Genomic DNA, 22001 nt, shown 5'->3' on the forward strand with positions numbered 1-22001 from the left:
AACCCAGATATCTAAAGATTTATTAAGTGAGAGGATTGCTTATAGTTTAGACACATATCCGATGGAAGAATTTATCCAACAAAATGTAAATAGTGTTAATTATTTAAAGGATAGAGATGGACTAAATTTAAAATCAGGATTAACTGTTCAACCAAATAGCGCAAATATAAAGCCTAATTTAGGACATTTAATTTGTGATATTGACAGATATAATACAGAAAATATCAATTCTGAAAATCTTTCAGAGATATTTAGAAAATTGAATGAAGAAATTTTCGATATTTTTATATGGTTCTTAAATAGTAAGTCAATAAAAATCTTAAACAATGAGTGAATACATAATTGATGACATGAGTTACACTCGAGAGGATATTTGTGAACTCTTGGAAACTAAAAATAATGGATACGGTGCGCTTGCTGGAGCTTACTCTAGTGCTATAGTATTTGGTTTTTGCAATGTCGCTAATGCTTCAGTTGTAAAAGAAATTTCTAAAGTTGATATTAAGCCAAATATTGAAAATGTTATCGTTGAGCAAAGTGCTTTTTCTTTGGAAGATTATGAAAATGTATTTTTAATTGATGACTATAATCATCTTTTAAAGAACGAAGTGCTAAATAAAAAGAAAAAAGAAATTATTGAATCAATCTTGTCATTTAAGTCTTTGCAAGAAAGTTGGGACGGTTATGGAGCATTTCCTTTACAAGTGAAAAGCGCAGTAAATGCCATTGATTTTTTAGAAGTTTTGGATTTAAGTTCCGAATTCTATCCTCCTACCGATATATTTCCAAATCCTTCGGGAACTGCTAGTTTAATTTGGGAAAATGATGATGAAGAAAGAATTTCTTTAGAAATAGGCAATAATGCAATGTCTTACTATACCAAATTTAATGGTAGTGATGTAGGTTTTTTTGATAATGTAGAAATTAACGAATTTAACATTGGAAATATTACTAGAAAAATTCAAGCTCTTTATTAAATCAGTTCCAAAAGAAATTAAAGAGGAAGAGAAAATTGTAAAAGTTATTTTTAATCCTCTTAATATAAATACTAAAGGAATAAAATCCAATGCTTATAGAGCTAGGAAAGATGATTTGTCGGTTAATAGACTCAAATATACTACATTAAATTATTGCAAAAGACAAGGTGTCCGTTTAGATAAAGAATCGAAAAAAGCTAAAAAAGGCGAGAAACCTTTTAAAGACAAGAATTTTTATGGAATTGCGTTGTTATTTGCTAATGAAATCAGAAGTCTTGCGCAGGTCTTATATAAGCCTGTAATCTGGCCACCTAAGGATTTCAATAAGGCACATGCTGAAATTAAAATTGGGCACAGTACTTTAACAGGTGCTGGCGAAGTAAGCAATGCGCGTTATCTTTATGTTACAGATGAACTTGCAAGAATGTCTAGGCTTTATATTGATGAAAAGCACAATGAAAAAATTTGGGTTTCCGATAATTCAAGAGAAATTCTAAATCTTAGAAAGTAAAAAGCATTAGACAAACTTCAGATGAAAAAAGGCGATTTATAGCATCAAATTAGCCAAAACATCCAATTTTAAAGCTAATGTTCACAAACTAATAAATTAGTAAGTTTATATTGAAACAAATAATCTAATCTGTGTGAATCATGCGAAGCATGATCCGCACAGATTTTTATTTCTAGTTTTCTATCAAACTTTTTAACTTGCAAATAGTAGACGTATTTATCTGCACACCATCATAATCATTGTATTTTTGTTGAGTCCTCTGTCTATTAATGTATCTAACAAGTGAACGCATTTCAACTCTAGAATTATCAATATCATAAATAATTTTCATTGTATCATCAACGTCAAAAGATAACTGAGGCAAAACTTCATAAAGATTTACAATTTCATTTAGAAAGTATTTTGATTGCTGTAATGTCTCAACTTCGTCAAGCTCTGTTGATATTTCTTCCTGAAAATTGAGGTTTTTGCTTTTAATATTTGTTTTGATGCCATGTTTAAGAATGATTCGATTCATAGTTTCTGTTACGATAATAAAGTCTTTTTCTTCACATAATAGCGCATCATATATGTAGAGGACAAAAATGTTTTTACTGCTCAAATATTGAATAACATCGGTCATCACATCTACCTCAGCTTTAAACATTTTTCGAGATGTAATCTTGTAGCCGTTTTCGTTTTTATCTTTATAAATTCTTGCTAACATGTCAGATTCGTTTTCTGCATAATAATTAAATAGAGCAGATTTTCTCATATCATCCCATTTCATGTTGAAAAAGCTTAGATGTAGTTTCTTGACATCTTTAACATCAATTTTAGCTTCTTTTGCCACTAACTCATGAGTAATATACGATAATGAACCATCATACAATTTGATTGCAATATTCGGATGGAATGCGCTGTAATCACATTCTATAAGCTTCTTTCCATCAACTGTAATTTGCTCTCTAATCCAAGCTGGCATGAGAGTAAAGCTATCTACCACACGACAACCACTTGATATATCTCCAACACTTGGAATCATAAAGCCACGAGAAGTCAGGAACTCAAAGAGCTTAATATTATCCTCAACAAAACTCCTGTTTTTTATATCTAACCAGTAGTGGTCTTTGTGTTTGTTGCGCATGGTCAGGATTTTGCCCTTTTTGGTACAGCGACCTTCCTTGACCAATTGTCTGCCAATAAGGAGCAATTCTTCGCTTGTTGGCAAATCAATTTTTGGATACATTGCAATAAGGTTAGAGCAGATTGGATTCTGAAAAGCCTCGTGCAATTGCTTGTAATACATCTTATTTCGGGTACGGATAATCTCGGTATTTTGGATGATGTATTCCACCAGACCCGCTTTTAGGTAAATCTCGGTAAATCGGAACCTTTTGGACTGTACTCCGACCTGATAGCTTCTATCAACTTCAATAAACGCTCCTTTGCTGGTTCCAGAAGTAAGCACCTCGATTATCTTGGTATATATAAAGGTATTGTCCGCATTTCTGGATTGCTCATGCAATAGCATAGCATTAAGCGGTTTCCATTTGGAATCGGTATAATATGTGCTGGCTAGGTTGGAGAGGAACACCAGACATTTTTCAACAGCTATATCAAAATCGGGGTCTACTGTTTTAAGCATGGCTTTAGAGACGTATTTTCGTAAGTTGTACTCGGCTTTCTTTGGGATTAGGATAGAATTTACGTTTGGGAAACGCAGTGCTGATTCTGACAGCTTGTAATCGTTTAGGAGCAGGTCAAAGTCTCCAGTATCGCCAGTAAAGGCAATGTAATCTTCATTTTTCAAGTTCATTTTGATATTCTCTTATTCTCGTTCCATCACGTAGGATGGATTATTGTCTCTTAGATTAGCTTGGTAAGAGAAGCTGGGGCATGACTCCCAGCAACCAAGGTTTTAATGAGTTGTACTCTCAATTATTGCTTTTCATAAATATACTTCAAATCAAAAATTAGTCAAGAGTTATGGATACCAATTTTATAAAATAGTTGATATTAATTTGGTGTTCCACATTTTCAATAGCGCAAACTGCGCATACATCTATATAGTATAATATTCTTGTATCACTTATTATTACTAGTACTATATAGATATTATTCTATTATGTATTAAGTAACATATATGATAGAGGATAAAGAGATAGAAATAAATAGATAATGTAATATATAAATAGAGTAATTTACTAATACATTACATAGTATTATGTTTGTATACGTGTAATCCTTTATGTTCCTAAAACACTGCTATATACCTCCCAAATTGCAACACATTAGCACGTAAACGTTGGCAATGGTTTAAAACGGAACAATCTGCTTCAACAGAGCACGCCATCGTCACGGAGTCTTCCCCACCCCCTGTAAACACTGTGTTTTAAGAGCCTAGTTACCTCCGAACAGAAATTCAAAAAGTGTACTTCCATCCACCCGTAGCTCTGATATGTCCGTAAAATGCGCTAAAAAATTTCTGAGAGAAAATTTTGGATTTGGTTTTTGGCTGATATTTATAATAAACGAAACGATGAAAGTACGAATAACACTTAACCAACTAAAACAGGTTCTCAAATCCGAGAATGTCAAATACCCGCTATCTTTCACAGCAGGTAATTTCACGAATAAGGAACTTGAAGAGTTTTCACGATTAATACAATCAAAGGAACGAGGCTAACACCTCGTTTTTTTGTGTTCCTCAAATTCAAAAAGCTTGTGAGCCCAGGAAAACCAGGATTTTTCTAGGATAATCCAAAATAGACCTGGACATTTGTTTCACTTTTGATAATAAGTGAAAGTACCAGTGTAAACCAATTAAAATCAACGGTTTACAAGTGAAGGAAAAGTAACGGCATTCAGTTATATATATTAAGGTAGAAAAGTGAAACAAAAAACAGGAAATTATGGCATTAAAAGGACAAAAGACAACAAGTGATTTTTTAGAGTGGAACAAAATGCAGACTATCGTTTTGAAGCTGGAGAGAGATAATGAACTGAAATTTGCATTATTGATTGCAACAGGTTCTTATATTGGTCTGAGGATTTCAGACCTGCTTCAACTTCGTTGGAATCAAGTTTTGAATGAGGAGCATTTTACGATAACGGAGAAGAAAACCAAGAAAATACGTAAAGTGACTATTAACCCAGAACTACAAATTATACTTAAAAGATTATTTATCCAGCTGGAAGCCAAAGAAACCGACTTAATGTTTGTGAACCGTTTTGGAGATAAGCCGTTCAGCATCCAATATGTGAACAGCAAACTCAAAGATATATTCAACAAATACAATGTGAAAGGTCAGTATTCGAGCCACTTCATGCGTAAAACACTTGGAAGAAGACTTTGGGAAGTAAACAAATACAGTGACCAAGCTCTATTATTGTTGTCTCAGCTGTTCAATCATACGAGTGTATCTACTACAAAAATTTACCTAGGAATAAGAGAACAGGAGATAAGTAACCTATATTTGAGTATTTAGCCAAAAAATTATTCGTAAAAATTTCATTGATTTTAATGTTCATTTTGAGATATATTCAAAATAGGTAAAATTAAAACCATATAAATTTATATAAAACTACTTAATGTTTTGATTTTCAATGTTTTAAATCTTTTTTTCATATAAATTTATATGAGCACTAATAATTCAATAATTGTAAGTTTTTACTCATTTTTGAGTTGTATTTATTTTCTCTACCTTTGTAAAAGAATTCTAAAGGAAAATATTCTTGCAAGAAAAATTTCGCCATTCTAACAGCTAAAGAGTGGAAAAAGAGCAGGTTGTAAAGCTGAGCAGCTATGCTTTAAAATCAAATTATATTACAAATTGTGAATTCGGTGCAATACCCGAAGCGGGAGAGGCATGTCTAAATTAATGTTAAGTCATTAAATAATCAATTGATTGCCGTTTTCATATGATTTCTAAATCAGACTGATTTAGGAAAGGTCATTTTTGTGACCTACAATAAAAAGAATTCCACCGTCAAAGTAAAAAATAGGAAAATGACGACTGAGAAACAAGGTGTTAAGTTTAACGGAATGCAAAAAAAAATTAAATAAAAATGGGATAAAATATTCGGATGAAGAAATTGAGTTAATCCGAAACGTGCTTTATAGGCTGGCAGAAGTTTGCCACAAAACAATTAATTAAAACAAATAAAATAAAAAGATATGATAATAAGAGACGAATATATGGATGGTATGACATTCAATGAGTTTATTGATAAAGTTAAAAATAAAGGTGAAAAATTGTATGATGCCATTTTGGAATTACCAAATGACAAGTATGCAGAAATATCAATGTTTAGATATAATGATAATTTTTATGTTGGCTGGACTGTGTTGGATAATTATCTAAAAAAAGTTCATGATGAGTACTGTGAGGTTTTTGATAGTAATGACAAAGCTTTGAATTATTATAATAATTTGGAACAAACATTAAATGGTAGAAGATATGAGTAATACGAATGTTATTCTTTATTGTCGTGTTAGTACCGACGAGCAAGCTCAAAAAGGTTTCAGTTTGGATTATCAAGAAGAATCATTAAAGAGATACTGTGATTCAAGAAACTACAACATTGTTAAAGTTTACAGAGAAGACCACTCTGCGAAAAACTTCAATAGACCTGAGTGGTTAAAATTGAAAACCTATGTAAAATCCAATAAGAAAGAAATTCATAAGGTGCTTTTTGCTAAATGGGACAGATTTTCAAGGAACGTGGAGCAGGCTTTAACTGTTTTAAGAGAGTTTGATTCAATAGGTGTTGAGTTAAATGCATCTGAGCAATACTTAGATACGACTAATTCTGACAATAAAATGGTATTAGCTATTTATCTTACAGCTGGCGAAGTTGAGAGAGATAAAATATCTAGTAGAACAATTGCAGGTACTTATCAGGCGAAAAGAGATGGTTATTTTGCTGGGAAAGCTCCGTTTGGCTATGATAATTATAGGGATGTGCTAAAAAAATCAACTCTTAAGCCAAATGAAAATGCTAATTTAGTAAGACGTGCATTCAAAGAAGTTGCTATGGGAATAGAGCCTGTTGAAACTATAAGGAAAAAGTTAAGACAAGATGGGATGGAGTTAAAGAAAAGTGCTTTTAGCGAACTACTTAAAAACATTGTATATATAGGTAAAATAAAAGTTCCTGAATTTAAAAAAGAGTCTGCAATGATAGTTGACGGTAAACACGAGGCTTTAATAGATTTGGAGACTTTCAATAAAGTTCAAAATGTGTTCAAGGGAAAAAGGTGGCATGGTATTAAGCCAAGTCATAAAAATCAAGACTTTCCAATGCGTGATTTTCTAATTTGTGAGGTCTGTGGTGGTCAAATAACTGGAAGCAATTCTACGGGTAGGGCAAAGAAATACGCTTATTATCATTGCAGGAATAAATGTAAAACGAGGGTTTCGGTTGATAGTGCTCATCTTAAAATCGCAAATATTCTTAATGGCTTGAAGATAAACGAGAATATAAAAGAGTTATTTTGTGAGGTTTTAAAAGATTCGGAGTCTCAAATAAATGGAGACAAAAGCAATCAACTGGAAGTTAAGTTTGAGGCTCAAAGAGCTTTAAAATCGCAAATTGAAAATGCAGAAGATAAGCTTATAAGTGGCGACATTAGTAAAGAAAGATTCGAAAGTATAATCGAGCGTATCAATGGAAAGTTAAGTGTTGTGAACAATGAAATTGAGGTTCTTAGTACCAAGACGGATTCGATGAAAACGTTTGTGGATTCAGGTCTTGAGTTGCTTACTAACTTGGATAGGTTGTTTCTTAATGGAGATTATGATGGGAAAAGAATTGTAGCGGGTTCAATTTTCACTCAAAAACTAATTTTTGGAAATGATGATTGTCGAACCACTCAAGTGAATGAAGTAATCAACGTTTTGACTAGGAATAGCAAGGCTTCGGAAAGGCTTAAAAAAGGAAAAGCTGTCAAAAATGACAGCTTTTCCGTTAAAGTACCCGGAGCCGGAGTCGAACCGGCACGGTTTCCCACAGGTGTTTGAGACCAGCGCGTCTACCAATTCCGCCATCCGGGCTTAGCAGACGAAAAAACAATCAAAAAAATGACCATTTTAACGCAATAGAATGAGTTCATAAATGTGCCCATTCCTTTAACACGGTGCAAATGTAAAAAATAAAATTAAATCATCTACTAAAAATACTTAAATTTTTCCTTTCAGTGTTCGATAAATTTTATAAATTTGCACCTCGTTAAAACGACGCACAACACAACTAACTACACCCGAGGCAACTACACCTGTTTGGCTAAAAACAAATAACATAGCCGAATTGATGAAGCGCAGCGGAATAAAACAACAAATTATAATGTCGCACCTAGAACCAGAAGCTAAAATTTTTGCGTGTTCACAAAGTGTTTATCTTGCAGAGAAAATTGCAGACCAATACGGTATTCCGTTAGGAAAAGTAACGATGTCAACGTATAGCGATGGAGAATTTCAGCCGTCTTACGAAGAGTCAATCAGAGGATTACGCGTTTTTATCGTGTGTTCAACATTTCCAACCGCCGATAATTTGATGGAATTGTTACTAATGATTGATGCGGCAAAACGTGCATCAGCAAGACATATTACAGCTGTTATGCCATATTTTGGTTGGGCAAGACAGGACAGAAAAGACAAACCAAGAGTTCCGATTGGAGCAAAATTAGTAGCTAATTTATTAGATGCTGCCGGAGCGACAAGAGTAATGACAATGGATTTGCATGCAGATCAAATCCAGGGGTTTTTCGAAAAACCGGTAGATCATTTATTTGCATCTACAATCTTTTTACCATACGTAGAAAGTTTAAAATTAGAAAATCTGACTATTGCATCTCCTGATATGGGAGGTTCAAAAAGAGCATATGCTTACTCGAAGTTTTTAGAATCAGATGTAGTAATCTGTTACAAACAAAGAAAAGCAGCCAACGTTATCGACACTATGGAACTGATTGGTGAAGTAAAAGGCCGTAACGTAATCTTAGTAGACGACATGATCGATACAGGCGGAACTTTAGCGAAAGCTGCAGACCTAATGATCGAAAAAGGAGCACTAAGCGTAAGAGCAATTTGTACACACGCTATTTTATCCGGCAGTGCGTATGAGAAAATCGAAAATTCGAAATTAACAGAATTGATCGTAACCGATTCAATTCCGTTAAAGAAAGAATCAAAGAAAATCAGAGTAGTGAGTTGTGCACCTCTTTTTGCCGAAGTTATGCACATGGTGCACCACAACAATTCCATTAGTGGAAAATTTATAATGTAAAAGCAATAGGCTTTAGGCTATAGGCCGTAAGCTATTCGCAATTACAAAAAAAGCCTAAAGCCTATGGCCTAAAGCTTACAGCAAATAGAATATTTATTAATAACTATATTTTTTTACAATGAAATCGATTACAATTAAAGGATCAGAAAGAGAAAGCGTGGGCAAAGTGTCAACTAAAGCCTTACGTAATGCTGGAGCGGTTCCTTGCGTGTTATACGGAGGAAATCAGGCAGTACATTTCTCAGCGGACGCTGCGGCATTCAAAAACTTGGTTTACACTCCAAACGCTCACACAGTTGTGATCGAACTTGGAAAAGGAAAATCATTCAATGCAATTTTACAGGACATTCAGGTTCACCCGGTATCTGACAAAATTTTACACATTGACTTCTTCCAATTATTTGATGATAAAGAAATCACAATGGAAGTTCCTGTGAAAATCGTTGGTACATCTAAAGGTGTTCTTGCAGGAGGTGTTTTACGTTTAAACACTCGTAAATTAAAAGTTAAAGCTTTACCTAAAAATCTTCCTGATTTTGTTGAAGCTGACATCACTCCACTTGAAATGGGTAACAAATTATACGTTACTAAAGTTGGTACTCCTGATTACAAAATCATGCACCCGGACAACACAGTTGTTGCTCAGGTAAGAATCTCTCGTGCTGCTATGAAAGCTGCTCAAGAGGCTGCAAAAGCTGCAAAAGCTCCTGCAAAAGGAAAGAAAAAATAATTTTTTTCAAATCAATACAAAAAGCCTCAATCTTTCGATTGGGGCTTTTTTTTTTGAGGTTCTAAGATGCTGAGGTTCTAAGGGGCTAAGTTTTTTTTAATAGGAGAAGCCCTTTAAGACAATTGTCTAATTGCCACATCCTCTAATTATCTAATTGTTTTTTTAGAAGCAGAAACGCTACGTTTTTTTCAAGACGTGACATTCCTGTCATCCGCTGTATCTTTTTCCTGCTAAAGGAGCAGGAAAAAGGATGCCGCTTCTGTCAGGGCTAGCGAGAAGATTTCAATTTATTAAGATACTTTTTGTTTAAGATCTTTTATTTAAATAATAAGCTTAAAAAAGATAACAGATGATAGAAAACAAAAAAATCCAGTTGCAGTACACAACCGGATTTCTAAATTTTAAGGGAGTCAGTATTATTTTTTATCGATCAAATTTTGAACAAGCTCTTTTAATTTTTCTATATCTTTTTGTTGCGTAGCAATCTTAGATTGTAATTTTTCAATTTGATTTTGTTGTTCCTGAACTGCTTTTACTAGCGGTACCACAAACTCAGAATATCTTAAGCTGTAAAAATCAGTATCATTTTGTGGTCTAACAATACCACTGAATTTATAATTAATTTCATTTGCTGCAGTTTCTACTTCCTGAGCAATAAAACCTGTTTGTAAATCTGTTGGGCCGGATTTCAAAAAATAAGTAACAGGGCGTAATTTAGAGATGAAATTCAATCCAAAAGGACTGGTTGAAATATCTTTCTTAAGACGTACATCTGAAGTATTAGACCAGGCTACCTGACCTCCAATACTGGTCATACTGCTATTTCCTATTTGTGCAGTGTTTGAGCCTCTGCCTATTGCATTATAGCCAATAACGATTTGATTGGTTTGACCAGTTCCGGCAGATTTTGAAATTGCACCAAGGAAAACAGAGTTATCCGATATAGTGTTCTGACTTGAACCGCTAACTGCAAACATTCCGCTTTGGTATCCCATTGCAACATTCATACTGCCCGTGGTAAGACCTTGAAGAGAACTTGCTCCGAATCCGGCATTATAATCTCCTGAATTAAGACTAACCATTGTCAAGTATCCTAATCCAATATTATTATTTCCGCTCGTATTCATTCCTAAAGACTGCTGACCTATTGCAATGTTGTTGCTACCTGTCGTATTAAGATTAAGTGCTATTCTTCCTATACCGATGTTGGTAGATCCGGTTGTATTAGCATTAAGAGGTTGATAACCAATTCCTATATTAGATCCCCCTAAGGTATTTGCTTTAAGAGCCTCATATCCAACTGCAGTGTTGTAATAATATGTATTATTCATTAAGGCATTTGTTCCTATTGCAACGTTGGATCCACCAGTTGAGGGGCTTGCTAACGCATTTACTCCAAAAGAGGTATTATTGGTGCTTAATCTACCACCTTGAATATTATTTCTTTTAAAAACTAAGTCGACATTGTCAATAGTTCCTAAAAAATTAGTTGTTGCGGATGTTCCTGTATTACCTTCTATATCCCACTTTTGATATAATTCTTTTGCCAAATCTGAAATGGCTCCTTGTACATTTGTAGAAGGTACAGCTACAGTTGACGTTGAGGCTGTAATAGCATCACTTGGGGTTTGAGTTGCGGTTTGAATGGGAGAGGATATAATATATGAGTCTGCAGCTGTTCCTGTTCCGGTTACTATAATATTTGTGCCTGCAGTTGTTTTTCCTCCCAATCCGGCCAAACCTTGCGGCCCGGCAGGTCCTTGTGGTCCCATTGCGCCTACTGCCCCAGTTGTTCCTTTTAATCCTTGTGGCCCTACGGGACCCGTTAAGCCAGGATCGCCTTTTATGGCTGCTAAGTAATCTTCTATTGTAGCAGTAGTGTTATTTGTAGCTTGCTTCCAGACTTCAAAAGCATCTTTCCCATTAGTTGCATCTTCTCCAGAAACAGCAATTTTACACCATTTATTAGCATACCAATAGTAGTAACCCGGTGTAACATCTGAAACAGTTACGGTATTAAAAACCAATAAACTATTAACATTTCCATTAGTAATTGTCGAAGTGTCTGTAGATCCTGTTAGAGCAACCCGTGGAATTAATATTCCTTTATCTGTAGCAACAACCTCTAGTCGAGTTGAGGCATCTGGATTGAATGTGCCAATACCTGTTTGAGAATAAGTGCCATAATTGGCTAATAAAACAAGTAAATAGAGTATTTTACTTTTCATAACATCTATGTTTAATTATGGGTGATTTAATCACTTTAATAATTTTGCAAAAGTACTTCTACACACGATTAATGATTTCCTCTATACAGTTTTGTTGTTACAGATTAAGGTGTTTTTTTTCTAAGCATTTTTTTTATTTTTTAATGTTTTTGTATATTTTCCATACACTTACTTGATGAAGGAAATTATTATAAATCGTGTACTGTAAAGAGTTAGATTTCCAAATTAACCTTTATTTTTGCATCATGATAAAATGGATAACAAAACTGTTTTCATCAACACAAAAAGAAGAGAACACAGAAGACAATATGAAACCGGAGGTTCACGAACACCAAAAAAACAATATAAAAAGCGTGAGTAAAAAATATTTAATCGTAGGTTTAGGAAATATCGGAGCCGAATATGTAAATACCAGACACAATATCGGATTTAAGGTGTTGGACTTTTTAGCCAGAAAAGAAAGCCTTTCTTTCGAAACTGTAAAACTGGGCACTCTGGCAGAATACAAATTCAAGGGAAGAACCTTTTTTCTTTTAAAGCCAAACACCTACATGAATTTAAGCGGTAAAGCGGTTAAATACTGGATGGACAAGGAAAACATTCCATTAGAAAATATTTTAGTTATTACAGACGATTTGAACCTTTCATTCGGGACAATCAGAATCAAGCCAAAAGGAAGTGACGGAGGTCATAACGGACTAAAAAATATAAATCTGATCCTGAATACACAAAACTATACCCGTTTCAGATTTGGAATCAGCGATCAGTTTAAAAAAGGACAGCAGGTAGATTATGTTTTGGGAGAATGGAATGACGAAGAAAATGCCAAACTAACGGAACGTTTAGAAATCTCTTCAGAAATTATTAAATCTTTTGGAACTGCCGGGTTGGAAAATACAATGACTTCTTTTAACGGAAAATAAAGATTTACAAGTATTTAGATCTTAAAAAATCAATTTATCAATTAATTAAATTGAATTATAACGAAATAGTATTTCCTATTCCAAAGTTAAATGTTTAAATTTGGAATAAATTATTATAAACCATAAAATTATATATCATGGCTTTTGAATTACCACAATTACCATATGCATATGATGCATTAGAACCACATATTGATGCACGTACAATGGAAATTCACCATTCTAAACATCATAATGCTTATACAACAAATCTTAATGCAGCGATTGCAGGAACAGATTTAGAAGGGAAAACAATCGAAAACATCTTAATAAACTTAGATAAATCAAACGCAGCAGTTCGTAATAATGGTGGAGGTTTTTACAACCACAATTTATTCTGGACTGTTATGGCTCCAAACGGTGGCGGATTACCAACAGGTGATTTATTAGCTGCAATTGAAGCTTCTTTTGGAACTTTTGAAGAATTTAAAGCAAAATTTGCTAAAGCTGGTGCAACACAGTTTGGTTCAGGATGGGCTTGGTTATGCGTACACAAAGGTGGAAAACTGGATGTTTGCGGAACTCCAAATCAGGATAACCCATTAATGCCGGAAGTTGGATGTGGCGGAACTCCAATCTTAGGAATGGACGTTTGGGAGCACGCTTACTATTTAAACTACCAAAACAGAAGACCAGATTATATTGAGGCTTTCTTTAATGTAATTAACTGGACAGAAGTTACAAGAAGATTTGCTTTAGAAAAATAAAATAGAGTAAAGAATAAAGAGAAAAGACGGATAACATATTGTTGTCCGTCTTTTTTTTATTTACAAAATTTCCTTTGTTCTATTTTCCTTATTCTGCTCTCTACAGAATAAAAATAAAAAAGGCGGAATTTCTTCCACCTTTTTTGCCCCAAATCTACCATATACTTAACCTACTAATGTTATGGTCTAGTAAATATAGAATAGCTATATCGTAATAGCAAATATTTTAGATTAAGTGCAAATATATTCGACGAAATACGTAATTTCTTACTTTGAACCGATTTTCTTGACTTTATTCCAATAAAAAAGGTGGAATTTCTTCCACCCTTTTTGCCCCAAATCTACCATAAACTTAACCTACTAATGTTATGGTTTCCCAAAAGTATTGTAGCATTTCGTTTTTCCCAAACATTTAGGATAAACGGCAAAAAAAACCGATGAAATGCACAATTTAACCTTTTGTTAATATTTTTCTAATACGCTCTTGCATCTTTTCCTTCATAAAAATTCATAAAAGCTCTGTTTACGACACGATTTCCTCCTGGTGTAGGATAATCTCCGGTGAAGTACCAGTCTCCTAAATTTTTAGGGCAGGCAATATGCAGATCTTCTACTCTTTGAAAGATGATTTTTACTTCAGCATTAATTTCAGGAGAACTCAGCATCTCAGCAATTTTATCTGAAATCTCTTCAGGAGTAAACTGGTCATAAATAGCGGTTACGTAATTTACAACATCTGTATCGGCAAAATTTTCCTGCGCTTTACATTTAGCATAAACCTCGTCAACTATATGATATAAGTTTTTTTCTTTTAATAAAGCCAAAGCTGCTCTAAAAGCTACAAGGCCTTCAAGCTTAGCCATATCGATTCCGTAACAATCCGGATAACGAATTTGTGGAGCAGAAGAAACAATTACGATACGTTTTGGTTTCAAACGATCCATCATTTTGATGATACTCATTTTTAAAGTGGTACCACGAACAATGCTATCGTCAATAATAACCAGATTATCAGTTGGTTTAATTACGCCATAGGTAACGTCGTAAACGTGTGCAACCAAATCATCACGGCTGCTGTCTTCTGTAATAAAGGTTCTTAGTTTAGCATCTTTAATGGCAACTTTCTCCGTACGGATTTTTACAGCTAATAATTCCTGTAAAGTTTCGGTAGTAAGTGTATTTCTGTTTTCTAAGATGTAATTATTTTTTCTCTGATTTAAGAAATCCTGAGCGGCTTCAACCAAACCATAAAAAGAAGTTTCTGCTGTGTTCGGGATGTATGAGAATACAGTATTATCTGTGTCGCTGTCTATTGATTTTAGAACTGCTGGCAGGATTAATTTTCCTAGGTTTTTACGTTCCTGGTAAATTTCAGCATCACTTCCTCTTGAGAAATAAATTCTTTCAAAAGAACATGCTTTTTTAACAGTTGGTTCCAGGATTTGTTCCATCGAAACTTTTCCGTTTTTCTTGATAATCAAAGCATTTCCCGGCTCGATTTCCTGAACTTTTTCAAAAGCAACATTAAATACTGTCTGAATAACAGGGCGCTCAGAAGCTACCACGACAACTTCATCATCCTGATAGAAATATGCCGGACGAATTCCTGCAGGGTCTCTAAAAACAAAAGCATCACCATGACCTAGTAATCCGGCCATTGCATAACCTCCGTCTAAGTTTTTAGCCGAACGGGTTAATATTTTTGCAATATCCAAACGTTCTGCAATTACTGGAGAAGCTTCTCTTTTAGAATAGCCTTCTTGTTTGCAGTCCTGGTACAATTGCATTACTTCTTTATCCAGAAAGTGACCAATTTTTTCCATTACGGTAACGGTGTCGGCCATTTCTTTTGGATGTTGTCCAAGTTCAACAAGATTTTCAAAAAGTTCTTTAACATTTGTCATATTAAAGTTACCGGCCAAAATAAGGTTACGATGCATCCAGTTACTCTGACGTAAAAATGGGTGAACGCTTTCAATACTGTTTTTTCCAAAAGTTCCGTAACGAACGTGACCTAAAAACAATTCTCCCACATATGGAATCCCGGCTTTTAATTTTGTCATGTCATCTGCCAGTTCAGGATGCGCAGTCATCTCTTCATTGATTCGATCATTGATCTGTGCAAAAACATCCTGTATAGGCTGCGAATGGTTCGAACGAACTCTGCTTATGTAGCGTTGTCCAGGTTCTACATCCAGTTTTATGCTGGCAAAACCTGCACCATCCTGACCACGGTTATGCTGCTTTTCCATCATCAGATACATTTTTTGTATCCCGTAAAAAGCAGTTCCGTATTTTTCTTTGTAATATTCAAGCGGTTTAAGAAGTCTAACTAAGGCTATACCACATTCGTGTTTTAACGCGTCGCTCATTTTTTTTGTATTTTGTGTGTTGTTGTAAGTTGTGTGTATTAACGTAATAAAAAAGCCCCGTTTTATCGAGGCTCTTAGGCATTATATTTCTATGTCAAACTGAGTTAACGACTTAAATTGTTGTAATCGAATCGCTACTTCTGCTTTGCTTAATGTTTCCATCCTTTCAGTTCCAAATTTCTCTACACAGAATGAAGCTAAATTTGAACCGTAAATAATGGCGTTTTTCATATTGTTAAACGAAATGTTTTCGCTTTGTGTAATAAATCCTGAGAATCCACCAGCAAAAGTGTCTCCTGCTCCTGTCGGATCAAAAACATCTTCTAATGGTAAAGCTGGTGCAAAAAATACTTCTCTGTTATGGAAGATTAATGCGCCATGTTCTCCTTTTTTAATCACTACATATTTAGGACCCATTTCCTGGATCTTGTTTGCGGCTTTTACTAATGAATATTCTCCTGAAAGCTGTCTTGCTTCTTCATCATTAATTGTAATAACGTCTACACGTTTGATAACTTCCAATAATTCAGGAAGAGCACAGTCCATCCAAAAGTTCATAGTATCTAAAACTACTAATTTTGGTTTTTTCTCTAACTGATCTAAAACACTGCTTTGTACCAATGGATGCAAGTTTCCTAACATCACTACATCTGAATCTTTAAAGTTTTGAGGAACTTTTGGTTGAAAATCAGCCAAAACGTTTAATTCTGTTACTAAAGTATCTCTGGAATTTAAATCATTGTGGTACAATCCGCTCCAGAAAAAGGTTTTACCGCCTTTTACAATTTCGATACCTGAGATATCGATATTTTTTGAAGTCAATAAATCTAAATGTTCTTGTGGAAAATCGTCACCAACTACAGAAACAATGGCCGATTGCAGGTTGAAAAAAGATGCTGATAAACCAATGTAAGTTGCAGCACCACCTAATATTTTATCTGTTTTCCCGAAAGGAGTTTCAATCGCGTCGAAAGCAACCGTTCCAACAATCAATAGTTTATTCATTTTATGAATTTCGAATTAGGGTGCAAAGATACTTCATAAGTTACAATCCTGCAATGGTTTACACTCTCAAAATTTTCATAAAAAAAAGAGAACGATTTCGAAGTAAAACTCTTGTAAATGAATTAATTATATTTGGTTTAGTGAAGTGCTTAAAATATCATTTTCAGAATTAAATTGCAATACTTATTTTGGAAAAAACGCTGAATATTTTTGTTAGATTTGTTTTAAACTCAAATCTCATTTATGAAGAAAATAGTTGTCTTATTTATGGTGTTCTGTCTTTTGATTTCCTGCGAAAGAAAAGAGCCTAATTTTTCTGAGGAAACGTTAGAGATGCTAGCAGATCGTGGCGAAATAAAAGATGGAATTGTAAGATTGCCTCCTCCGCCAACTTCATTTACGGATTTATATTTTCGCATTGACGGCAATGAAATTGTTTTGACAAATTGCAATGAATTGTTTTTCTTTTATAAAAAATATTATTCTAAAGAATTCAGATCTTTCAAAGAGTTTTTAAATGCAGTTTTAAATGAGGAGTTTGTTTTGGACAGTAATTTGTTTAAAAAATCTAGTTATCCTCAAAGATTTAAATTAAATACTAAAATAGAAAAAGAATATTTTAATTTAGGATTTGATAAATTTTTAAAAAAGTATTCAAAAGAAACTATATCAAAAAGATTGATTCTTAATAGAGCGGTCATAAATGAAGGTGAGCATTCAACTATAGCATACTTTCTTTATTTAAACAAATACGATATAACTTCAGATTGTTATTTAGGAATAGATTTTGCCAGAAAAAGAAACGATTTATTTAAATAAAATCTACAATTCATGTTTCTTGTCAAAAGAATTTTTTAGAAAGTTCAAAATATACTTTAGTAACTGTTAGTGATAGATACTTTAGTTTTTTTATTTATGATTCTTCAATTTATCTACATTTTTAATCCAATTGATTGCAACTTCCATAGGCTCTTCAGCGTCTGAAAATGCTGTATTGTGGCCCAATTTTGGAAACAATTTATATTCATAATGTTTTCCTTTAGATTTTAATACATCAAGATATTCTATTGATAGCTTCGCAGGAACTTGAATATCTTTGCCTCCAAAAATCCAGATTCCTGGAATTGATAATTTAGAAAGAACATCATTGGGATTTGTGTCAATAAACTCATATCTGTCCGGATCATTGAATACATGTTTTCTTGCCTCTTCTTCTGAATGCGTATTCCAAAAATTTTTATTTCCATCTGTATAAAATTGGAATCTCAATTGTTCTTTGACTGTTATAAGAGCGCCGCTAAATATTGTCATAAATTGGACTTTCTTATTTTTTTCTGCAGTCAATGGAATTATCCATCCGGCCTGACTACCGCCTATTAAACCGATTGGTGTTGTATTATTTGACAGAGATTTTGATAAAGTATTTACGGCAGCACTCGCGTCTAAAGACAAAAGATTTAGATTTGAGAAATCAACATTGTTAGTTCCTACTTCAGGTCCGGCATATATACCAGCTGATTCTCCAACTCCACGTTTATCATACGTTAAAACTGCAATTCCATTGTTGGCTAGAATTGTAGCAAAGTTTATCATTCTTTTTTCTTGTCCCGATCCGTGAACAATCACAACAGCTGCCTGTACGTTGTCAGGTATAAAGACAGTTCCGGAAAGTGAAACTCCTTCACTAATAAATTTTATTTCCTTGGTAGTAAAGTTTGGCGGAATTGCAGATGTATAACTAGTGGCAAAAAACACCAGCATTAGGAGTAAATAAGTGTATGACTTTTTTGCTCTTAGCATGCTTTTAAAAATTACCAGTTTACTTTTCATTTATTAATTCACAATTATCGATGTATTCTTTTTAGTTGGTTTTAAAATCTTTACAACTCATACTTCTTATCAAAATAATTTTTTAGAACTCCAACTTGTACTAAAATCATAAAAGGAACTATTAAAATAGCATACAATAAAGTTTTAGAAATATGAATTCCCGAAACGATTCCCGAAATTTTATCGGTATACGATTTTCCTATTTCTAAGTTGTTTTCTGCTCGGGCAAAAAACACATTATAAGCAATTAAAACAGCCAAGGCAACTCCAATAAACACCCAGGTTGATATTGAAATTAAAGGTTTGTAAGGTTTTATTTTTGCTTTTTCAGCAACAAGAATTTGCGACATTAAGTTCGAAGTAAAGTCGGCAGATGGCGATTGCAAAGTGTTTTCGGCCATCATTTTCTCAATAAGATTTTCTATATTTTTATCGCTCTCTTTCATAATACTCAAGTATTTCAGGTTCTAACTGCTTTTTTAAAATGGTGGCTAATTTTTGTCGGCTTCTAAATAATTTCACCTTGACATTATTAGCATTTATATTCATGACTTTTCCTATTTCTTCTAAATTCTGATCTTCAAAATAAAATAAAGTCAGCAGGAAATTATCTTCACGGGGTAACAAATTTAAACAATTCTGAATGGCCTGCTTTCGTTCTTTGTCTTCTAAAGCACTTAATGCATTATCCATTGTTTTGATGAAGTGAGAAGAAAATTCATCTATCGAAATATTTAAATCATCCTTTTTGCTTTTCTTTAATCTGTCCAGACAAGTATTATAAGCGATTTTATAAATCCAGGTCGAAAATTTAGATTCGCCTTTAAACTTTGTCAACGAATTGTAAATCTTTATAAAAGTGTCTTGTGCAACTTCTTCTGCTTCTTCCCGGTTTTTAACCATTTTGAGTCCCAGCGTAAAGATCATATCTTTATAACGATCTACAAGAACGGCAAACGCATTGGTCTCGCCCTGCAGAACTTTGTCGATATAATGTTGATCATTTAGTGTACTCATATTATATAGGACGACGGTTTGTTTGTTTAGGTTACAAGAATTTTGAAAAATAAATTCCAATTTTTTAAATTCCAAATTCCAACTTAGAAATTTACATATATAATAAAGTTGGGAATGCGAAAACACCTTCAAAATTAACTCATAATCAGCAAGTTTTGGTCCCGAGGCTTCGGGATGGAATTTGGAATTTAAAATTTTTTACAAAAACTTGTAACCTCAATTTGAAAAGCCTCGTCATATGGAGTATCAATCAATTATAAAAACATAAAAATTATGGGACCACAAGTTTTAGTACCACTTAGTCTTTTTGCGATGATCTTTGGGATTGTCTATCTTTTTTACTCAACAAGAAACAGAGAGCGTTTGGCTCTTATAGAAAAAGGTGCAGATGCAAGTATATTTTTAAAAGGAAGAACTAAAGGAAGTTCGGCATGGAAAATCTTTGTTGTAAACGTTGCCTTCCTATTGATAGGAAGCGGTGTCGGAATCTTTCTGGGGTTGTTAATTTCGACCTACACTTCGTTAAATGCTGATGCAGTTTTCCCTTCAATCATTTTTATAATGGCAGGTATCGGACTTTTAGTTGGATTTAGAACGGCAAAAGATTTAGACAAAGAAGAATAAATTTTAAGTTAGAAATGAAAAACGCATCAAATTAATTTTTGATGCGTTTTTTTATTCTTTAGATCCGATGGTTTCGTAATATTCATCTACCGAAAGTTTGGGCTGCATGGATGCCATAACGGCAAGTTGGTCGCAGCGTTCGTTTTGCGGATGATTATTATGGCCTTTTATCCATTTAAAGTTGACCTGATGTTTACGGTAAACAATTAAAAATCGTTTCCATAAATCCGGATTTTTTCTCCCGACAAATTTCTTTTTTTCCCAGCCCAGAACCCATTTTTTTTCAACAGAATCAACCACATATTTAGAATCTGAAATAATTAAAACTTTCATGTTTGGGTTTTTGAGTTTTTCTAAACCAACAATTACCGCCAAAAGTTCCATCCTGTTATTAGTCGTAAGACGAAAACCTTCATAAAATTCTTTTTTGTGAGGCGTGCCAACCAGTTCCATCACTACACCATAACCGCCATTACCCGGATTGCCTTTTGCAGCACCGTCTGTATATATATGTACTTCGTGTTGCGTCATTTTATTTTTTGTTAACCATATTATATAAGTTCACTTAAAGTATTGTCTTATATTTCTTAGGTTATTTAAAAGTTCATTCTGATTTTAATATTTTTTAAACGCCAGTCTTAAATTATCTTATATGGGTTTTAAATTTTAGAACTTGAATCTTCCAGAATTCTATGAATAATCTCAGGAAAATGCTTTTGTTCTAATTCGTGAATCTTTTCGGCCACTGTTTCTGGAGTATCTTCATCTGTTATTGCCACATTTGCCTGAAAAATAATGCCGCCTTCATCGTAATGTTCATTTACATAATGAATCGAAATTCCGGTTTCTTTTTCCTTATTATTTACTATTGCCCTGTGTACATGCATTCCATACATTCCTTTTCCTCCATAATTAGGTAAAAGTGCCGGATGAATATTGATAATTTTATTTGGATACCTTTCAATTATGTTATCCGGGAATTTCAATAAGAAACCTGCCAGAACAATCAAATCCGGGTCGATTTCCTCTATTTTTTGTAGTATGTTTCTTTCTAAAAGTTCGTTTTTTGAGAAGATTTCGACTGGAATTTGATGATTTTTTGCTCTTTCGATCACTTTTGCAGTAGCATTATTTGTAAAAACCGAAACGACATTGGCGATTTTGGTTCCTGCAAAATATTTAATAATGTTTTCTGCATTAGTTCCTGATCCTGAGGCAAAAACAACAATTTTTTTCATAATAGCGTGTGTTTTGAGAATGCAAAAAACGGAATAAAAATCGAAAATAAATAGTATTAAAAGGGCTTTCTTGAAATTAATTTTATAAATTAGTGTCACATTTATAAACTAAATAGTTGTTTTAAAATAAAGTTTTTTATTTTTGCCAACAAATTAAATTCTAAAATTAAAGATTATGTCAGACATTGCATCAAGAGTAAAAGCGATTATCGTAGACAAATTAGGTGTTGACGAAAACGAAGTTGTAACAGAAGCAAGCTTCACTAATGATTTGGGAGCTGACTCATTAGACACTGTTGAGCTTATTATGGAATTCGAAAAAGAATTTGATATTCAAATTCCGGACGATCAAGCAGAAAACATTGCTACTGTAGGTCAAGCTATTTCTTATATCGAAGAAGCTAAAAAATAATAATACCACACCCGAATTCTAAAAATTCCAAAGTTGAATTATCAAATCCCAAAATTGGAATTTGTTTTTTGAAAAATTGAAATTTATAGAAATTCGGGTGTTATTATTTTTTTAAAATT

Annotated in this window: 22 protein-coding genes and 1 tRNA gene; 13 read left to right on the forward strand and 10 right to left on the reverse strand. The window is 33.5% G+C overall.

Features of this window, described 5'->3' with window-relative positions; translation table 11 throughout:
- The 3 genes from DCO46_RS13210 to DCO46_RS13220 all read left to right on the forward strand — a co-directional run.
- The coding region (locus tag DCO46_RS13210; protein ID WP_207784970.1) for a hypothetical protein at window positions 1–334 on the forward strand (334 nt) is incomplete at its 5' end.
- The gene (locus DCO46_RS13215) at window positions 327–977 is read left to right on the forward strand and encodes a hypothetical protein (RefSeq protein ID WP_116752988.1); all 651 of its coding nucleotides are present in this window, start codon (window positions 327–329) and stop codon (window positions 975–977) included. The genes DCO46_RS13210 and DCO46_RS13215, both read left to right, overlap by 8 nt.
- Window positions 940–1488 (forward strand): hypothetical protein, encoded by a 549-nt coding sequence (locus DCO46_RS13220; protein WP_116752989.1) that lies wholly within the window; start codon window positions 940–942, stop codon window positions 1486–1488. The genes DCO46_RS13215 and DCO46_RS13220 overlap by 38 nt, the downstream gene beginning before the upstream one ends.
- 172 nt (window positions 1489–1660) lie before the next feature.
- Here DCO46_RS13220 and DCO46_RS13225 read toward each other — a convergent pair whose 3' ends face one another.
- Window positions 1661–3280: a hypothetical protein gene (locus DCO46_RS13225; protein ID WP_124019567.1), complete on the reverse strand. Its 1620-nt coding sequence runs from the start codon at window positions 3278–3280 to the stop codon at window positions 1661–1663.
- Window positions 3281–4382: 1102 nt separating this feature from the next.
- On the opposite strand from DCO46_RS13225, the gene DCO46_RS13235 reads away from it, so the two are divergent.
- The 3 genes from DCO46_RS13235 (at window position 4383) to DCO46_RS23430 (ending at window position 7493) form a co-directional block, all read left to right on the forward strand.
- On the forward strand, window positions 4383–4958 hold the full coding sequence (locus DCO46_RS13235; RefSeq protein ID WP_116752992.1) for a tyrosine-type recombinase/integrase: 576 nt from the start codon (window positions 4383–4385) through the stop codon (window positions 4956–4958).
- A gap of 689 nt (window positions 4959–5647) precedes the next feature.
- Window positions 5648–5938, forward strand: coding sequence for a hypothetical protein (locus DCO46_RS13240; RefSeq protein ID WP_116752993.1), 291 nt, complete (start codon window positions 5648–5650; stop codon window positions 5936–5938).
- Window positions 5931–7493, forward strand: a complete 1563-nt coding sequence (locus DCO46_RS23430; RefSeq protein WP_410503665.1) for a recombinase family protein — start codon at window positions 5931–5933, stop codon at window positions 7491–7493. Before DCO46_RS13240 ends, DCO46_RS23430 begins: the two co-directional genes overlap by 8 nt.
- On the opposite strand, the gene DCO46_RS13250 is transcribed toward DCO46_RS23430, so the two are convergent.
- A tRNA-Leu gene (locus DCO46_RS13250) sits at window positions 7447–7526 on the reverse strand. The two genes, DCO46_RS23430 and DCO46_RS13250, sit on opposite strands and share 47 nt — an antisense overlap.
- 289 nt (window positions 7527–7815) lie before the next feature.
- On the opposite strand from DCO46_RS13250, the gene DCO46_RS13255 reads away from it, so the two are divergent.
- A complete protein-coding gene (locus DCO46_RS13255) occupies window positions 7816–8757 on the forward strand; it encodes a ribose-phosphate pyrophosphokinase (RefSeq protein WP_116753022.1) in 942 nt (313 codons plus the stop codon).
- Between the two features lie 118 nt (window positions 8758–8875).
- On the forward strand, window positions 8876–9487 hold the full coding sequence (locus DCO46_RS13260) for a 50S ribosomal protein L25/general stress protein Ctc (RefSeq protein ID WP_116752994.1): 612 nt from the start codon (window positions 8876–8878) through the stop codon (window positions 9485–9487).
- 416 nt (window positions 9488–9903) lie between these two features.
- Here the strand turns inward: DCO46_RS13260 and DCO46_RS23330 are convergent, their stop codons facing one another.
- Window positions 9904–11715: a tail fiber domain-containing protein gene (locus DCO46_RS23330; RefSeq protein WP_116752995.1), complete on the reverse strand. Its 1812-nt coding sequence runs from the start codon at window positions 11713–11715 to the stop codon at window positions 9904–9906.
- Window positions 11716–11960: 245 nt separating this feature from the next.
- Here DCO46_RS23330 and pth point away from each other — a divergent pair, with 245 nt between their 5' ends.
- Together pth and DCO46_RS13275 are read left to right on the forward strand one after the other, a co-directional pair.
- Window positions 11961–12638: an aminoacyl-tRNA hydrolase gene (gene pth, locus DCO46_RS13270; RefSeq protein ID WP_116752996.1), complete on the forward strand. Its 678-nt coding sequence runs from the start codon at window positions 11961–11963 to the stop codon at window positions 12636–12638.
- 137 nt (window positions 12639–12775) lie between these two features.
- Window positions 12776–13384, forward strand: a complete 609-nt coding sequence (locus DCO46_RS13275) for a superoxide dismutase (protein WP_116752997.1) — start codon at window positions 12776–12778, stop codon at window positions 13382–13384.
- A 473-nt stretch (window positions 13385–13857) separates the two neighbouring features.
- Here the strand turns inward: DCO46_RS13275 and DCO46_RS13280 are convergent, their stop codons facing one another.
- Both DCO46_RS13280 and DCO46_RS13285 read right to left on the reverse strand, forming a co-directional pair.
- Entirely contained in the window at window positions 13858–15756 is a 1899-nt protein-coding gene (locus DCO46_RS13280) for an amidophosphoribosyltransferase (protein ID WP_116752998.1), read from the reverse strand.
- 81 nt (window positions 15757–15837) lie between these two features.
- Window positions 15838–16761 (reverse strand): PfkB family carbohydrate kinase, encoded by a 924-nt coding sequence (locus DCO46_RS13285; protein WP_116752999.1) that lies wholly within the window; start codon window positions 16759–16761, stop codon window positions 15838–15840.
- Between the two features lie 243 nt (window positions 16762–17004).
- On the opposite strand from DCO46_RS13285, the gene DCO46_RS13290 reads away from it, so the two are divergent.
- On the forward strand, window positions 17005–17580 hold the full coding sequence (locus tag DCO46_RS13290; protein WP_116753000.1) for a hypothetical protein: 576 nt from the start codon (window positions 17005–17007) through the stop codon (window positions 17578–17580).
- 90 nt (window positions 17581–17670) lie between these two features.
- Here the strand turns inward: DCO46_RS13290 and DCO46_RS13295 are convergent, their stop codons facing one another.
- From DCO46_RS13295 to DCO46_RS13305, 3 genes are all read right to left on the reverse strand, one after another.
- A complete protein-coding gene (locus DCO46_RS13295; RefSeq protein WP_165828947.1) occupies window positions 17671–18561 on the reverse strand; it encodes an alpha/beta hydrolase family protein in 891 nt (296 codons plus the stop codon).
- An 80-nt stretch (window positions 18562–18641) separates the two neighbouring features.
- Window positions 18642–19037, reverse strand: coding sequence for a hypothetical protein (locus DCO46_RS13300; RefSeq protein WP_116753002.1), 396 nt, complete (start codon window positions 19035–19037; stop codon window positions 18642–18644).
- A complete protein-coding gene (locus DCO46_RS13305; RefSeq protein WP_116753003.1) occupies window positions 19021–19608 on the reverse strand; it encodes an RNA polymerase sigma factor in 588 nt (195 codons plus the stop codon). Before DCO46_RS13305 ends, DCO46_RS13300 begins: the two co-directional genes overlap by 17 nt.
- A gap of 273 nt (window positions 19609–19881) precedes the next feature.
- On the opposite strand from DCO46_RS13305, the gene DCO46_RS13310 reads away from it, so the two are divergent.
- Window positions 19882–20232, forward strand: a complete 351-nt coding sequence (locus tag DCO46_RS13310; protein ID WP_116753004.1) for a DUF6249 domain-containing protein — start codon at window positions 19882–19884, stop codon at window positions 20230–20232.
- A 51-nt stretch (window positions 20233–20283) separates the two neighbouring features.
- Here DCO46_RS13310 and rnhA read toward each other — a convergent pair whose 3' ends face one another.
- Both rnhA and purN read right to left on the reverse strand, forming a co-directional pair.
- Window positions 20284–20763, reverse strand: a complete 480-nt coding sequence (rnhA, locus tag DCO46_RS13315; RefSeq protein ID WP_116753005.1) for a ribonuclease HI — start codon at window positions 20761–20763, stop codon at window positions 20284–20286.
- 128 nt (window positions 20764–20891) lie between these two features.
- Window positions 20892–21470, reverse strand: a complete 579-nt coding sequence (purN, locus tag DCO46_RS13320) for a phosphoribosylglycinamide formyltransferase (protein ID WP_116753006.1) — start codon at window positions 21468–21470, stop codon at window positions 20892–20894.
- Window positions 21471–21645: 175 nt separating this feature from the next.
- Here purN and DCO46_RS13325 point away from each other — a divergent pair, with 175 nt between their 5' ends.
- On the forward strand, window positions 21646–21882 hold the full coding sequence (locus tag DCO46_RS13325; RefSeq protein WP_007137004.1) for an acyl carrier protein: 237 nt from the start codon (window positions 21646–21648) through the stop codon (window positions 21880–21882).
- The last annotated feature ends 119 nt before the right edge of the window (window positions 21883–22001 follow it).

This window comes from Flavobacterium sp. HTF (assembly GCF_003105115.1).
In the GTDB taxonomy this organism is placed as follows: domain Bacteria; phylum Bacteroidota; class Bacteroidia; order Flavobacteriales; family Flavobacteriaceae; genus Flavobacterium.

Bases quoted from the DNA above. Each gene is read 5' to 3' on its own strand.
- DCO46_RS13215 (WP_116752988.1), top strand. From the start codon at position 327: ATGAGTGAATACATAATTGATGACATGAGTTACACTCGAGAGGATATT.
- DCO46_RS13235 (WP_116752992.1), top strand. From the start codon at position 4,383: ATGGCATTAAAAGGACAAAAGACAACAAGTGATTTTTTAGAGTGGAAC.
- DCO46_RS13240 (WP_116752993.1), top strand. From the start codon at position 5,648: ATGATAATAAGAGACGAATATATGGATGGTATGACATTCAATGAGTTT.
- DCO46_RS23430 (WP_410503665.1), top strand. From the start codon at position 5,931: ATGAGTAATACGAATGTTATTCTTTATTGTCGTGTTAGTACCGACGAG.
- DCO46_RS13255 (WP_116753022.1), top strand. From the start codon at position 7,816: ATGTCGCACCTAGAACCAGAAGCTAAAATTTTTGCGTGTTCACAAAGT.
- DCO46_RS13260 (WP_116752994.1), top strand. From the start codon at position 8,876: ATGAAATCGATTACAATTAAAGGATCAGAAAGAGAAAGCGTGGGCAAA.
- DCO46_RS23330 (WP_116752995.1), bottom strand. From the start codon at position 11,715: ATGAAAAGTAAAATACTCTATTTACTTGTTTTATTAGCCAATTATGGC.
- pth (WP_116752996.1), top strand. From the start codon at position 11,961: ATGATAAAATGGATAACAAAACTGTTTTCATCAACACAAAAAGAAGAG.
- DCO46_RS13275 (WP_116752997.1), top strand. From the start codon at position 12,776: ATGGCTTTTGAATTACCACAATTACCATATGCATATGATGCATTAGAA.
- DCO46_RS13280 (WP_116752998.1), bottom strand. From the start codon at position 15,756: ATGAGCGACGCGTTAAAACACGAATGTGGTATAGCCTTAGTTAGACTT.
- DCO46_RS13285 (WP_116752999.1), bottom strand. From the start codon at position 16,761: ATGAATAAACTATTGATTGTTGGAACGGTTGCTTTCGACGCGATTGAA.
- DCO46_RS13290 (WP_116753000.1), top strand. From the start codon at position 17,005: ATGAAGAAAATAGTTGTCTTATTTATGGTGTTCTGTCTTTTGATTTCC.
- DCO46_RS13295 (WP_165828947.1), bottom strand. From the start codon at position 18,561: ATGCTAAGAGCAAAAAAGTCATACACTTATTTACTCCTAATGCTGGTG.
- DCO46_RS13300 (WP_116753002.1), bottom strand. From the start codon at position 19,037: ATGAAAGAGAGCGATAAAAATATAGAAAATCTTATTGAGAAAATGATG.
- DCO46_RS13305 (WP_116753003.1), bottom strand. From the start codon at position 19,608: ATGAGTACACTAAATGATCAACATTATATCGACAAAGTTCTGCAGGGC.
- DCO46_RS13310 (WP_116753004.1), top strand. From the start codon at position 19,882: ATGGGACCACAAGTTTTAGTACCACTTAGTCTTTTTGCGATGATCTTT.
- rnhA (WP_116753005.1), bottom strand. From the start codon at position 20,763: ATGACGCAACACGAAGTACATATATATACAGACGGTGCTGCAAAAGGC.
- purN (WP_116753006.1), bottom strand. From the start codon at position 21,470: ATGAAAAAAATTGTTGTTTTTGCCTCAGGATCAGGAACTAATGCAGAA.
- DCO46_RS13325 (WP_007137004.1), top strand. From the start codon at position 21,646: ATGTCAGACATTGCATCAAGAGTAAAAGCGATTATCGTAGACAAATTA.